Source organism: Taibaiella chishuiensis (assembly GCF_003014535.1).
GTDB lineage: Bacteria > Bacteroidota > Bacteroidia > Chitinophagales > Chitinophagaceae > Taibaiella > Taibaiella chishuiensis.
In genome coordinates this window covers 53,890-67,661 of sequence record NZ_PYGD01000002.1, presented here as the reverse complement: position 1 = coordinate 67,661, position 13,772 = coordinate 53,890, and the positions used below count along the sequence as shown (strand labels likewise).

The following is a 13,772-nucleotide window of genomic DNA, read 5'->3' as shown; positions in this document are numbered from 1 at the left end:
ACCGGAGCCAAAAACACAGTAAATCCGGGCCTTTTGGCAGGCACAACCGGAATTAAGGCCCCGTACCCCGCTTGCCACGGCATTCTTAGTATCTTTACCTTCTTAACCATACAGGATTCAACAGGACGACCATGCAGCCTTCAGGCCAAGTACCCCAGCCCATGCACCGCTACACGATAGCGCCTTTCGACATCACCGCGCTCAGCAATACCCTGATCTTTGTACACAGCGCCGAAGAGCCGGAAACGCGTGGCCTGGATAGCATCAGCGCTCAATACCTGGAACCGGGTTATGGTTTGTTTACCGAAAACCGGCCCGGCGCGGGCCCTGTACAGGTAAGCCTGGAGCTCCGGGAAACGGCGCTGGAACTGGCTTGCACCTGCAACAGTGCTAAGAAGAAACTGTGCAGCCATGAAGCCAGGGTCCTGTTTTGCCTGATGAACCGGAAGGAGGTCCGGCTGTTCTTCGATAAACAATTGCGCCGGGAAGCCCTGGCTGCGCGACTGCCCGAATACGGTCTCGACCCCGGCAGCGACCCCGACGACTTCTTCCTCGTCCGGTATGAAGACCGGCAACTGCAGATATCGCCCCTGCTGCCCGGGATGATCGCGGCAGCAGATATAGGCCGGGAGCAATACCTGCAGGAACATTTCTTTCCACCGGTACAACCGGCGGCGGCGCCTTACCTGGAGTTGCCCGAAAACCGCAGGATCCTGGTACTTTGCCGCCACCGCTACTCCGACCAGCTGAATATAGAGCTGATGGAAGCCGCTACCGGCAAGGACGGCAGGCTAAAGGGCGCACCGTTAAGCCTGGACCCGCAGGATTACCTCTGGCGCAGCCAGCAACCGGAACACCTGAAGTATTATGCCGCACTGCTTAAGATTCGAAACGAGCACCTGGCGGGCAGCGAGGAGAACGACATCCGGGCCTTACAAGCCCTGGCCGGCAACCCGTTTGCATTCGATTGCTATTACCACGACGCAGCTATTTCCGCCAATATTACCCTCGCCTCCCTGCAGCCCGTACAGGTAACATCGCCCGTATACAGGCTGGAGCTATCGACACAGCAAAGCAAATACTTCCGCGAACTGACTGCATATTTATGGATCAATGGCCAGCCTTATAACCTGCAGGTGACAGAGACCGTATTCCGTTATTTCCTGAAGGTGAAAGACCAGCTGTACCTGGTGGCTAATCCCAGCCTGCTCAGGATTATCGGTTATTTCAGGAGACATAATTACCGCCTGCTTATCCCGCATAGCGCTTTCGACCGTTTCAGGGAGCAGGTACTGAACCGGCTGGAACATAAGGTACACCTTACTTATAGCCATGTACGGCCGGCTACCCCGGCGCAATTGAGGGAACAGGGCTTCGACCATAAACCGGAACGGATCATTTACCTGAGCGAACAGGAAAACCATATCGGCATCCTGCCGGTGATGCGATACGGGGAGACCGAGATACCGGTGCTTAGCCGCAAACAGGTATATGCCACCGATAAAAAAGGCGATGCTTTTGCCGTGGAACGCGACGAAAAAGAAGAGCTGGACCTGCTGGGCCTGCTGATGCGCCAACACCCCGATTTTGCCGAACAACTGGACCTGGAACAATTCTACCTGCACAAGAAAAAATTCCTGGACGAAGATTGGTTCCTGCAGGCCTTTGCAGCCTGGCAGGAGCAGGGCATTACGATCCTTGGGTTCAACGGGATCAGGAAGAACCGTCTCAACCAGCACACCGTACGGGTAAGCGTACAGGTAAGCAGCGGCATCAACTGGTTCAACGCAGTCCCCGAAGTTACCTTCGGCAAACAGAAAGCGTCGCTGAAGCAACTCTACAAATCCGTGAAGAACCGTAGTAAATATGTGCAGCTGGACGATGGCACGCTGGGGATACTGCCCGGCGCCTGGCTCGAAAAGTTTACGCGCTATTTCGAAAGCGGCGAGCTGCATGGAGAAACGATCCGGATTCCCCGGATCAATTACGCCGCATTACTGGAGGCCTATGAAGACCAGATGATGCTGCCCGGTGTGCAACAGGATATACTTGCCCTGCAGGAAAACCTTACCACAACAAAGGGACTTACCGGGATACCGGTATCCCCGCAGTTGCAGACCAACCTAAGAAGCTACCAGCAGGAAGGGCTGAACTGGCTTGCCTTCCTGGACGGGCTCGGCTTCGGCGCCTGCCTCGCCGATGATATGGGACTTGGAAAAACCATACAGATCATCGCTTTCCTGTTATACCAGGGCGAAAAACATCCCGGCAGTACCCACCTTATCGTTATGCCCACCTCGCTCGTATTTAACTGGCAGGAAGAGTTACAGCGGTTTGCCCCGGTATTGCGCGTCCATACTTATTATGGCCCGGAACGCCTACGCAGCGTCGCAGGCTTTGGCGGCTACGATGTGATCCTGACCACCTATGGCACCCTGTTAAGCGACATCAGCTTATTGAAGACCTTTACTTTCGGGTATACTATCCTGGATGAATCGCAGGCGATTAAAAACCCGGATTCGGAACGGTATAAAGCCGCGGTACAACTGCGGTCCCGCAACCGGATCTCTCTTACCGGTACACCGGTGGAGAACAATACCTTCGACCTGTACGGGCAATTGTCCTTTGCCTGCCCGGGCCTGCTGGGCAACAAACATTACTTCCGTAACCTGTATGCCTTACCCATCGATAAGTTTGGCAATCATAAACGTGCCCGTGCCCTGCAACGCAAGGTAGCCCCCTTTGTACTGCGCCGCACAAAGGCCCAGGTAGCCGCCGAGCTGCCAGAAAAAACGGAGATCGTGCTCTATTGCCCGATGGGTGAAGAACAGCGCCGGATCTATGAACTGCAGGAACAGGAGATCCGGGAATTTATCGAAACCCGGCGCGACGAAGAACTCAGCAGTAACAGCATGCATATCCTCAAAGGTCTTACCCGCCTGCGCCAGATCTGTAATGCCACCACCCTGATCAATAAAGAAAAGACCTACGGCGATCATTCCTCCAAGATCCATGTGCTGATGAAAGAACTCGAAAAACATGCCGGCACGCATAAGATCCTGGTCTTTTCCCAGTTTGTAAGTATGCTCGACCTGGTACGGGAACAGCTCGACCAAAGGCAGATGGCCTATGCCTACCTAAGCGGGCAAACCCACGACAGGGCGCAACAGGTACGGCAGTTTAAGGAAGAGCAGGACCGGAACATCTTTCTCATCAGCCTGAAAGCCGGGGGCACCGGGCTTAACCTGGCGGAGGCCGACTATGTATACCTGGTCGATCCCTGGTGGAACCCCGCAGTGGAGCACCAGGCTATAGACCGCAGCTATCGTATCGGCCAGCAAAACCAGGTGATCGCCGTACGCCTGATATGCCCCGATACGGTGGAGGACAAGATTCTGAAATTACAAGCCACGAAAAAAGACCTCGCCGATAACCTCATAGCCACCGGCTCCTCCATATTAAAAGGATTGGGCAAACAAGAACTGCTGGAGCTGTTGCGTTAAAGAAAAAGGCCACTGAGAACAGTGGCCTGTGTTACCTTAAACACTATAGTCAACAAACCGGTAATCGCTGATACGGATTACTACCCGGTAACGGTATCCCGATGCTTGTTTATTTTCCCGCAACGCAGGCTGTTTTTGTTTCCGGGTTGGGTTACCCAGGGGCTTTCATTTTATATCGGTCAGGGCGCCGGATCGATCCTTACCGCTTCGGCATGTCCTGCGTATACCGTTACCTCTTCGCGTTCTACCCGGCCGGCTAGCCGGCGGCGGATGCGCGCCGTTGTTCTTGGCGCTTCGGTATTCAGTACGAGGGTAAAGGAAAACTGCAGTTTGTCGGTATACTTATGTTTATTACCAGCCTGGTCGTATACCGTGATATCGGCCACGGTAAAGGTTTCCGGCACATGAAATTCGTTGCTGCCTTTACCGAAGGACAGCGGTAAAGCGGCAATAAGCTGCCCCTTGCCTTCGGGTTCGGTATAGATATCGAGCAGGGTTGTACGCCCGGTACCGGTTGTGATATCGCTGCTCAGGGCCGGGTAACCGGCAATGCTGAAGCGCTTGCCATTATTTTCCTTATCGGCACGCAGCAGGATATAACCATCGTCGGCAACAGGTTTTCCTATTTCGCCGGGCTTACTGCAGGAGGTCCAGCCAACGCATAGCGCGGCCATGAACAGTATCCCGGCTTTCCTAATTTTGGGGTTCATGATATGCTTCAGTTATTAGTGTCCATGCTGATGATCTGCTGTCCGGGTGGTAAAGGTAAACCGGTAATGCCTCCCGGAAAATCCCGGAAAACTGGCATTTATCATTCTTCGTTCCCCGCTTTTAATAAACCGGATCAGGCAGAAAAGTTACCGACACTTCCGATCAGGCGAAAAAGGGACAAAGGAACATCCAGTGCCTGGTGAAGCGATTTGTTTAAGCTGTCCCTATTTATTTTCTCGGGACCACGGCGAGAAAACAGGAATTTCACGGGATCACATTCGCCCGCAAGGACCTGGTATCGTCGTATATTTATCTATCCTGGATAGCCTAAGCGCTCCCTATTGGGATGCCTCCGCACGGTCTCCTGCAAAGGACCCTGCGGAAGACAGGCAACAGCAGCAGTAAATAGCATCAAATGTGTATCCCTACCGACCAGGTAAACTGCCATCCACGTGCAATGTCCTTTACAGTAACCGTCGCGACGAAAATCGGCCGATCTGTTTATCAAGCACAAAAGCAGGCCCGGACCGGTAGGACTACCGGCCTGTTACCAGGTACTTTATAAGTAAGGAAAAACCCGGCAATGCCCTGAGCCTGCCGGTTTTGTTATTGTCCCGCGGGTGTTCCGTCTTCCGTGCCGGTCGGGGTTTTGCTTCCCATCCACCACATGGCGCCACCAACAACAACCAGGGCGATCTTGATCCCCCATGCCGGTCCTTCGCCCCATTTATAGATCCATACCAGGAGTTTGGGAACGTAGTTAAAAAAGTTCATCACGATAGCCAGCAGGCCGATGATACAAAGGAAAGATCCGTTTTTTGCAATCATGGTAGATATGGTTTTAGACCAACAAATTAAAAACATTTAAATTAAAAAAAGCGGCTATGATATTCCTGTTTTCCCGGACAGCAGGCAAAAGTACCCCGGCATGCGCCACTGCACAATCCCTGAAATCCGCCATTTGTGGGGTTTAACCGGCCCGGGGCAAAGAATCAAACCGTATCCGGCCCTCACTTTATTCCCTGAATCCAGGGATAACCGCTTTTTTTATTCCGGCTTAACTTTGTGGCAGATGATCGACCGTCTTAAAAGAAACCGGGTACAATACTGCTTGCTGTTGCTGGTAGCCTTCCTGCACAGCACCGGTGCAACAGGGCATTATATTGAAGATTCGCTGCGTACCGTACTTGCACAACCGGCATTGCCGCCGGGCGACCGGGTAATGGTGCTGAGCAACCTGGGCAGTATGGTATTCTTTACCAAAAGCCACGACGAAGGCCTGCAGCTGCTTTCAGAAGCGCTTCTTTTATCGCGCACCTTACCCGACGGGCAATACACGGCGTATACCTATGGCGTAATGGCCGGCCGTTACCAGATCGGCAATAACCTGCCCCGGGCCCGGGCCTGCCTTGATAGCGCCGCCTACTATGCAGCGCGAACCGGCAGTCGCAGGATCAAGGGATTTGTAGCCTATATGCAGGGCTGGATGTACAACCGGACCAACCAGCGGGAGAAAGCCGTAGCCGCATTTCTTACCGCGCTCAAAACCCTGGACGGGCAAAAGGCCTATACTTACGAAAGCTCGATCTATGAAGAGCTGGCCCTTATCTATGGAGAATGGGAAGATGCTCCGAGCCGCGAAAAATATATCCGCCTGTGTTATACCGCGTCGCTGCATACCGGTCAGCCCGATTATGTTATAGCCGGCACCTATAACCTGGCTTCTTTCCTGGAAGGTAAGTACCGGATGGATACCCTGCAAAAGCCCCTGCTCGATTCGGCCTTGTATTATTTTAAAGAAGCCCTGGCCCTTACCTACCGCAACCAGCAACGGATCATCCACCGTACCGATCTTCCTTATATCAGTTACTGCATCGGCAATATCTACGATAGTTACAGCCCTTATAAAAACCAGGACAGCGCTACTGCCTATTTTAAAATCGCGTTGAAAGAAGGACTGAATACCGGGCATTACAGTGTAGTAGCGCTGTGTTACAGCGTACTGGGCCGTTATGCCCTGGAGCAAAAAAAATACCGACTGGCCGAAGAGATGCAATTGGCCGTGATCAGCGCGCTGCAAAAAAACCCGGCGCCGGAACATGAGATCATGGCCGATGCCTACCTGGCCCTTTCAGAGATACAGGAACAAAAAGGCGATCCGGCCGCGGCGCTCCGGTATTACAAAGAATATGTAAAACGCTACAAAGGCATCTTCGACAGCCGTAAAATGAGCGAGGCCAAAAAGCTGGAAGCGCAGTATGAGACCGAAAAGAAGGAGCAGGCGCTGAAAGCGCTGCAGGCCAGGGTCGCTTATAACAAAAGGCTCAATACCGTTTACATCATTCTTACCCTGGCCAGCATGCTGCTGTTGCTGTTCGTATTTTATGCCTACAAACAAAGGACCAAAGCCCTGCAACAACAACAACGGTTACATGCGCTGGAAGTCGATAAGATCAAACAGGAACACCAGATATCATTGCTATCCGCCATACTGGAAGGCCAGGAACAGGAAAGAAGCCGGCTGGCGCGCGACCTGCACGACGGGCTGGGTGGCCTGCTTTCCGGCATCAAGATCCAGCTCTCCGAAATGACGCCGGTATTACCCGACCCTAAACCCCAGAACCTGTTACAGAAGATCCTTGGCCACCTGGATAATGCCGTGGACGAACTGCGGCGTATAGCCAGGAGCATGATGCCGGAGGTATTGCTGAAATACGGACTGGGCGAGGCTACCCAGGAATATTGCCGGAGTTTCAGGAGCCCGGGGCTGAGCGTGACCTGCCAGGTATTCCATTATACCAACCGGATGGCGCCGGAACGCCAGACGGTGCTCTACCGTATTATGCAAGAGCTGGTGAACAATGCCGTGAAACATGCTGCGGCAACCCACCTGCTGGTACAGCTACAGGAATCCGGCGAACAGATCTTCCTTACGGTAGAAGACGACGGTGGTGGTTTCGACCCGGAACTGCTACGCCGCGTCAAAGGTTCCGGCCTGTCGAATATCAGGGCCCGCGTAGCTTTCCTGAAAGGCAAAATGGATATCGACAGCAAACCCGGTACCGGTACCACTATCTTAATCGAAAGCCCAATCTGACAACCTATGATCAAGACTATCGTCACCGACGACCACCCTATTGTACTGGAAGGACTAAAGAACCTGCTGAACAACCAGGAAGACCTGGAGCTGTCCGGCTTTTACGAAAACGGCCGGGACCTGCTGGCCGCCCTGGAACACCTGCAGCCCGATGTATTGCTACTGGATATCAACCTGCCCGATATCAGCGGTATCGAGTTATGCCGGCAGATACGCAGCCGGGACCAGGAGCTCCGTATCATAGCCCTGAGCGTACACGACGAACTGCCCGTAATCAACAGTATGCTGCAAAGCGGGGTAAACGGGTATGTACTCAAAAATTCGGTAGGTACCGAGATCATTAAAGCTATCCATACGGTAATGACGGGCGAAAGCTATCTCTGTACCAAGACCCGGGACAGGCTCAGCCGGGCGGGCGAAGGCCAGCTCAAACAGGTACCCCGCATTACCCGCCGGGAAAAAGAGATCCTGCAACTGGTCGCACAAGGATACACCACGCCCAAAGTCGCAGCCACCTTATTTATCAGCACCCATACCGTAGAGAGCCACCGCAAAAACCTGATGGAGAAATTCGAGGTCAACAATATGACCTCCGTAATTAAAATGGCTACGGACTACCAATTGCTGTGAGGCAGCAACTGGCCTATATACACCTAATTTATTTAGGCATTAAGCATAAGCCGCTCCTCGTATACCTTCCCGGACCGGTCGGTGGCTTTTACCGTAAGCATCCTGGCCGTTGCCGAAGGAGTAGCAATAAACAGGTGACTGGTTATATTCGGCTCCACGCCTTTATTCCGGCTTGGCTTTTCGGCGCCTTCATACAGTTCTACCGCCAATGGATCCAGGCCGGTGTAGGGCGTCATCGCGCCTTTAGCCACGCCATCTTCCAGCCATTCTATCGCCCAGCGCTCATCGGCATTCCAGACATTAGCCATAAAGCTCCCCGGTTTACCGGGTACAGCGCCGGGTTTGTACAGCCGCATCTGGTGCTGCCTGTCGAAGCCGGTTGCTTTATAATGCCAGCTGATATCACTGCCGTTTACTTCAAACACACCGTAGCCATTCGGCGTTCCATCGCCACATACAGGCCCCGACCACCAGGCGCCGCAAAGCGTACCCAGGTTGTGTTCGGTAATATTGTCCTGTTCCCATACCTCGTTCCAGTGGGTATGTCCCGATATGATCTGCACCTTATACGGCTGCAGCAGTTTATACAAAGCCTGGCGGTTCATCACTACACCGCCGATAGGATCCTCTTTTAGCGCTTCGCGTGCCTGTGCGCCGGTATTGGAAGGGATATGCATGGCTACCACAACGGTACTGCCGGCAGGCACAAATTTGAGGTCGCGTTCGAGCCAGCGTAATTGCTCTTCGGTGATATAACCGATATAACGATGCCCTGCCCCGATAAAGAATACGTCATCGAGTACCACATAGTGCACCTTACCCCGGTTGAACGAATAATAGGTAGGTCCGAAAAGCTGGTTAAACGTGGCTTGCGAACCATTGTCCGTCCTTGCGGTATAGTCCATATCATGGTTGCCGATCAGGGAAAAGAAGGGAATACCTACAGCAGCGACGCCTTTTTTATAATCCTCATAAACCTCGAAATGATCGAAGGCGATGTCGCCGCAACCGATCCCGAATACAGGACCATGGCTCAAAGTAGCCACATGTGCCTTGGTATCGGGTACCGAGGTGGTGTGGAATTGCTCCGCATCATAACCGTTGTTGCGCATCTGCGGATCGGCCCATACGATAAAGCTGTGCCGTTCATCGCCGCCCTTCATCGCTTGCAGGGCAAAGTCGGCCACCTGCTGTGCTGCCGCCGGGTCCAGCGGTTGATAAAACCGCGCAATGCCTTGTTCATTGGGAATCTCGTAGCCGGCGGGTAAAGAAATAAAGACAAAGCGCGCATCATAATGCGGCTGCAGTTGGTAGCGGCCCTGCTGATCGGTAAGTACGACCGAGTAGCCGTCGCTTACCGCAACACCGGCAATACCGCGGCCTTGTGCCGTTACTTTACCGTTGACCTGGCGGGTTACGAAGGCAACGGCCCGGGCCAGCGCAGGGGCGGCTGGAAGCGCCAGCCCCGCCGATAGCAGGCCCAGGCTGCGTAGAAAACTCCTTCTTTGCATGGATTGGTTATATGTAGTTGGTTCGTGGTTCGGTATCAAAGCAGCGCAAGGGCTCAGGATATATTGAGCTTCAGTTCCTGCAGGTCGAGCGTTACCTTACGCGTTTTCTGCTTCATATATTTCTTACGCAGCAGTATCCGGGTTTCCTTCTTCAGCTTCTCATACTGCAGCGTGATATCCTGCAGTTCGCCCAGTCGCTTCTGGTAAGCATCAAACAACTGCTGCATATTCCGGAAGCGATCTTCCATATCCGTATAACCGGCGGGCATGGGCTCCCCGGACTTCAGGTCTTCTAATTTTTCGGAAACATATTCACAAAATTTACGGTGTTGTGAAACACTGATATAAGGCATAAGCAAAAATTAAAAACACAAGCTCGGGCGGTACCTGCACCTCGTCCTGTAAGCCAGGTCTTTTCCGGGGTAAACGATCTGTTGCCGCAACGCCTTATGGGGAGCGGGCGCAGCAAGACATTAACCGGGCAGGGCCCGGCAGGTATCCGTAGTTCGCGGGCCGTAGCACCGCTATTTTGTTGTTGTGTGTTGGTTCGGTAACGAGGCACGAAATTAAAAAGCGCGTATTATCATAAGGTTACCGGAATATTACCAATTTCAACAGGAAGCAGGTAATGCAATACAGAAAAGCTTCGATAGGCCGATAAACAAAAGGATGCCAACCCATTACTAATTGTTTTATATTTTTACACCGAAAATGTTAAAAAAACCGATCGTGAATTTCTCCTTTCCTGCATCCGTCCGAAAAAGCCTTTTATCGCTCGCATTATCGATTGCCGCCGTTCCCGGCTTCAGCCAGACCGACAGCGTTGTTACGGCAGCAGAACCGGCGCCGCTCCCTGCAAAAGAGAAAGTTTATCAATTGCACCGCAAATATGAGCTGAGCGGTTCGGCGGCCCTGGTCGTCGCTTCCTATTTCGGCTTCCGAGCGCTGGACCGTACCGCTACCATGACTGCCGATGAAGTCGCCCGGCTCAATGTAAAAAACATCAATAGTTTTGACCGGCCGGTCACGACAATGAATCCCGCCAACTTTGAAAGGGCGCAGGCACGGTCCGACTTCTTCCTCAATTTTTCGATTGCGAGCCCGGTATTACTTATGATGGATAAGAAGATGCGCAAAGACTGGCTGGACCTGCTTACGCTTTATGCCGTAAGCCATGCTGCCGATAATGCGCTTTATTTCGCCGCCGCTTTTTCTGTAAGACGGGCCAGGCCATTTACCTATATCCAGGAGATCCCCATGGAACTGCGTACCGGCGAGGCCAAAAGCAATTCATTCTTCAGCGGGCACGTATCCTTCGCCGCTACTTCGACCTTCTTCCTGGCCAAAGTATTGACCGACTATCATCATATCCGCGGCTGGCAGCGTATTGCCATTTTTTCGGCAGCGGCGATACCACCGGCTATGGTCGGTTATTACCGGATGCAGTCTGCACGCCACTTCCGCACCGATGTGCTCCTGGGCTTACTGGTAGGCGGCACCTCGGGTATTGTTATTCCCGAACTGCACCGCATTGCCAAAAAGCATGAGAACATCTCCATGGCTCCTTATTTCGCACCGGGCGGCGCCAGCGGTCTTACCCTAAATTTCAAATTGTAAGCAGTATAACATACTACCAGCCTATATACAAGGATACATTGCCCAGGCGCTGATGCCCGAAGCCATCGACCGCTTTGGAGAGGATACGCTGGGTAAAGGAAAGGCTTATATTGCCGTAACCCAATACCAGACCAAGGTCCAGCCGGCGGGACAGGCCATGATTGACGCGGGCGGCATCGTTCTGTTTATAATAATCTGATTTGCCACCGAACACGCCGCCTTCCAGCACCGCGTTATAACCGACCCAATCGAGCGCGGGCCGGGCAACCAGGTAAAGCTGCAGCTTGTTACGGTTACGGAAAGGCTGTACATACTGCTGCAGCAAGCCATCGAAGTAAGGTAGCATTTTACCGATACGCAATTGCGCATACACCGAAGCGCCATCCATCATCGTGCCCAGCATACCCTGGGCCCCGGTGGTAATATCGAGCAGGCGACGGTATTGCCAGAGCTGCTTTTCGGCGGCTATATTGATGTTCAGCAGGATATCGGTAGGATATTGGTAAGGCCAGCCCTGCGGATCGGGCGAGGCAATCACCTTATGAATGCCCTTCTGTAACTGTTCGGCCAGCGAAGCCCTACCCATAACCCCCAGCACGATCTCGGTCTGCAGGTTAAACTTCCGCACCGGGTCAACCGAATGCAGGCTATGACTCACAAACAAGGCGCCGGAATACGGCCAGTCTTCAACATCAGGCTGGGCAGCACGGATATCTTCCGGCGTATACATGATCTGCATCAGGCTCCAGCCATAGGTATTTACGGCAGCTTTGCCCGCCCTGGGCATCAGCCTGTCGGGCAGGAAACGCGGTGTGCCCGGCCGGGTATAATAATAATCGAACCGGGTACCATTGGTATACCCCTTATCGGATAAAGCGCCGAAAAGCTTGATGGCATCATTATCTTCATACACGCGGAACATATGCCTGCTGGCTGTGGTATCCTGTGCAAGGGCATGAAAAGGTATACAAAAGAAAAACAGCAACAGCCGGCTGATCTGGTTCATAAGGAGAGGGGTTGAAACAGCAAAGTTCAGCTTAGTATACAAACAGGATATTATTATTGTTCTATAGAATCATACCGTTTTGTAAGGACTGGTACCGCAACACGCCGGGAGCCTTTTTAAGCCTTATCTTTGTTGCATGTACGAAGCTATCAACCGCTACATCGGGCTGTGCGCCAACTTTACACCGGGAGAGACCAGTTATTTCAACTCCCTGTTGCAGTTTCGCAAGGTTAAAAAGAAGACCCTGCTGTTGCAGGAAGGCGAGGTCTGTAATTTTGAAGCATTTGTCAATAAAGGTTGCATCCGCAACTATTATATCGACGAAAACGGCGCCGAGGTTACGCTCCAGTTTGCTATCGAAGACTGGTGGGTAAGTGATATCGCCAGCTTCCACGACCGTAAGCCGAGCCATATGTTTATCGAAACCCTGGAAGACTGCGAAATACTGGTATTGACGCCCGAAACCAAGGAAGAGCTCTTACATAAGGTGCCGAAGTTCGAACGCATGTTCCGGCTGATGGTACAACGCAACCTGTCGCGCATGCAGGAACGCCTTTTCCAGACCATATCGACCAATGCCACCAATAAATACCTCGACTTCCTGGAACGCTACCCGAGCATCCCGCAACGGGTGGCTCAACATTATATCGCCTCCTACCTGGGCATGTCGCCCGAGTTCCTGAGCAAAGTCAGGACACGGCTGGCCAAAAAATAGGCCCTTTCATTTTCTTGTCCTGGTTCAATGGCCAGGCATGTTATTTCTTTGAATTTTGTGTTCAGCAAACAAAAAAATTACTGATCATGGAAAGAAAAGATTTTATCCGGAAAGGCCTGATGGGCACCGGCGTATTCGTAGCCAGCGCAGCTTTTGGCAATGTCCTTAAAAATGATATCGACGAGCTGAAAGAGCTTGACCCCGTTGGATTCAACCATTTGCCCAACCCGGCCACAGCCGTTAACCCCAGCACCGTACTGCATAAAGCCGATACCCGCGGGCACGCCAACCATGGCTGGCTCGACAGCCATCATACGTTTAGTTTCGCCAATTACTATAACCCCGACCGGATGCATTTCGGCGCGTTACGGGTATTGAACGACGACCGCGTAGACCCGGGTATGGGTTTTGGCAGGCATCCGCACGACAATATGGAGATTATATCCATACCGCTGGAAGGCGATCTCGAACATAAAGACAGTATGGATAACGTAGCCGTGATCCGCCATGGCGATATCCAGGTAATGAGCGCCGGTACCGGTGTGTTTCACAGCGAATACAACAAGAACGAAGATCAGCTGACCCGCTTCCTGCAGATCTGGTTATTCCCGAATAAAAAGAATGTAACACCCCGGTACGGCCAGCTCAGCCTGAAACTTGAAGACCGCCACAACCGCCTGCAGCAGGTCCTTTCGCCCAGCGCCGATGATGAGGGGGTATGGATCCACCAGGATGCCTGGTTCCATATGGGTAAGTTCGAACAGGGTGTAAGCAGCGAATACCGGGTTAAGAAAGCGGGCAATGGCGTATATGCCTTCGTGATCGATGGTGATTTCAGTATCGAAGGCCATAACCTTAACCGCCGCGACGGCCTGGGTATATGGGATACCGACCGCATCAGCCTTACCGCACAATCGCCCGGCGCCGAAATCCTGCTGATCGAAGTGCCCATGGTATTATCCTGATCTTAAAAAACAAACCA

Annotated in this window: 11 protein-coding genes; 6 read left to right on the top strand and 5 right to left on the bottom strand. The window is 52.6% G+C overall.

From position 1 onward, the window contains the following. Nucleotides 1-131 precede the first annotated feature (131 nt). Nucleotides 132-3,503, top strand: coding sequence for a DEAD/DEAH box helicase (locus B0I18_RS07730; RefSeq protein ID WP_106522114.1), 3,372 nt, complete (start codon nt 132-134; stop codon nt 3,501-3,503). Between the two features lie 179 nt (nt 3,504-3,682). On the opposite strand, the gene B0I18_RS07725 is transcribed toward B0I18_RS07730, so the two are convergent. Together B0I18_RS07725 and B0I18_RS07720 are read right to left on the bottom strand one after the other, a co-directional pair. Further along, entirely contained in the window at nt 3,683-4,213 is a 531-nt protein-coding gene (locus tag B0I18_RS07725; protein ID WP_106522113.1) for a hypothetical protein, read from the bottom strand. 607 nt (nt 4,214-4,820) lie between these two features. Beyond that, nucleotides 4,821-5,042, bottom strand: coding sequence for a hypothetical protein (locus tag B0I18_RS07720; RefSeq protein WP_219905942.1), 222 nt, complete (start codon nt 5,040-5,042; stop codon nt 4,821-4,823). 244 nt (nt 5,043-5,286) lie between these two features. On the opposite strand from B0I18_RS07720, the gene B0I18_RS07715 reads away from it, so the two are divergent. After that, entirely contained in the window at nt 5,287-7,311 is a 2,025-nt protein-coding gene (locus tag B0I18_RS07715; protein ID WP_181358375.1) for a tetratricopeptide repeat-containing sensor histidine kinase, read from the top strand. A 6-nt stretch (nt 7,312-7,317) separates the two neighbouring features. After that, a complete protein-coding gene (locus tag B0I18_RS07710) occupies nt 7,318-7,941 on the top strand; it encodes a response regulator (RefSeq protein ID WP_106522111.1) in 624 nt (207 codons plus the stop codon). A 32-nt stretch (nt 7,942-7,973) separates the two neighbouring features. Here B0I18_RS07710 and B0I18_RS07705 read toward each other — a convergent pair whose 3' ends face one another. Then, complete coding sequence (locus B0I18_RS07705) at nt 7,974-9,452, bottom strand: calcineurin-like phosphoesterase C-terminal domain-containing protein (RefSeq protein WP_106522110.1); 1,479 nt, start codon at nt 9,450-9,452, stop codon at nt 7,974-7,976. 53 nt (nt 9,453-9,505) lie between these two features. Then, a complete protein-coding gene (locus B0I18_RS07700) occupies nt 9,506-9,805 on the bottom strand; it encodes a hypothetical protein (protein ID WP_106522109.1) in 300 nt (99 codons plus the stop codon). Nucleotides 9,806-10,181: 376 nt separating this feature from the next. Between B0I18_RS07700 and B0I18_RS07695 the strand changes: the two genes are divergently transcribed. Next, nucleotides 10,182-11,069 carry a phosphatase PAP2 family protein gene (locus tag B0I18_RS07695; protein WP_181358374.1) on the top strand — a complete coding sequence of 296 codons (888 nt, stop codon included), beginning with the start codon at nt 10,182-10,184 and terminating at the stop codon, nt 11,067-11,069. 13 nt (nt 11,070-11,082) lie between these two features. Here B0I18_RS07695 and B0I18_RS07690 read toward each other — a convergent pair whose 3' ends face one another. After that, a complete protein-coding gene (locus B0I18_RS07690; protein WP_106522107.1) occupies nt 11,083-12,075 on the bottom strand; it encodes a lipid A deacylase LpxR family protein in 993 nt (330 codons plus the stop codon). A gap of 136 nt (nt 12,076-12,211) precedes the next feature. On the opposite strand from B0I18_RS07690, the gene B0I18_RS07685 reads away from it, so the two are divergent. Together B0I18_RS07685 and B0I18_RS07680 are read left to right on the top strand one after the other, a co-directional pair. Continuing rightward, nucleotides 12,212-12,790 carry a Crp/Fnr family transcriptional regulator gene (locus B0I18_RS07685; RefSeq protein ID WP_106522106.1) on the top strand — a complete coding sequence of 193 codons (579 nt, stop codon included), beginning with the start codon at nt 12,212-12,214 and terminating at the stop codon, nt 12,788-12,790. 86 nt (nt 12,791-12,876) lie between these two features. Further along, the gene (locus B0I18_RS07680; protein ID WP_106522105.1) at nt 12,877-13,755 is read left to right on the top strand and encodes a pirin family protein; all 879 of its coding nucleotides are present in this window, start codon (nt 12,877-12,879) and stop codon (nt 13,753-13,755) included. The last annotated feature ends 17 nt before the right edge of the window (nt 13,756-13,772 follow it).

What these genes read in the sequence shown, in the direction of transcription:
- B0I18_RS07705 (WP_106522110.1), bottom strand. Translation starts at nt 9,452, where the DNA reads ATGCAAAGAAGGAGTTTTCTACGCAGCCTGGGCCTGCTATCGGCGGGG.
- B0I18_RS07680 (WP_106522105.1), top strand. Translation starts at nt 12,877, where the DNA reads ATGGAAAGAAAAGATTTTATCCGGAAAGGCCTGATGGGCACCGGCGTA.
- B0I18_RS07710 (WP_106522111.1), top strand. Translation starts at nt 7,318, where the DNA reads ATGATCAAGACTATCGTCACCGACGACCACCCTATTGTACTGGAAGGA.
- B0I18_RS07725 (WP_106522113.1), bottom strand. Translation starts at nt 4,213, where the DNA reads ATGAACCCCAAAATTAGGAAAGCCGGGATACTGTTCATGGCCGCGCTA.
- B0I18_RS07715 (WP_181358375.1), top strand. Translation starts at nt 5,287, where the DNA reads ATGATCGACCGTCTTAAAAGAAACCGGGTACAATACTGCTTGCTGTTG.
- B0I18_RS07720 (WP_219905942.1), bottom strand. Translation starts at nt 5,042, where the DNA reads ATGATTGCAAAAAACGGATCTTTCCTTTGTATCATCGGCCTGCTGGCT.
- B0I18_RS07690 (WP_106522107.1), bottom strand. Translation starts at nt 12,075, where the DNA reads ATGAACCAGATCAGCCGGCTGTTGCTGTTTTTCTTTTGTATACCTTTT.
- B0I18_RS07685 (WP_106522106.1), top strand. Translation starts at nt 12,212, where the DNA reads ATGTACGAAGCTATCAACCGCTACATCGGGCTGTGCGCCAACTTTACA.
- B0I18_RS07700 (WP_106522109.1), bottom strand. Translation starts at nt 9,805, where the DNA reads ATGCCTTATATCAGTGTTTCACAACACCGTAAATTTTGTGAATATGTT.
- B0I18_RS07730 (WP_106522114.1), top strand. Translation starts at nt 132, where the DNA reads ATGCAGCCTTCAGGCCAAGTACCCCAGCCCATGCACCGCTACACGATA.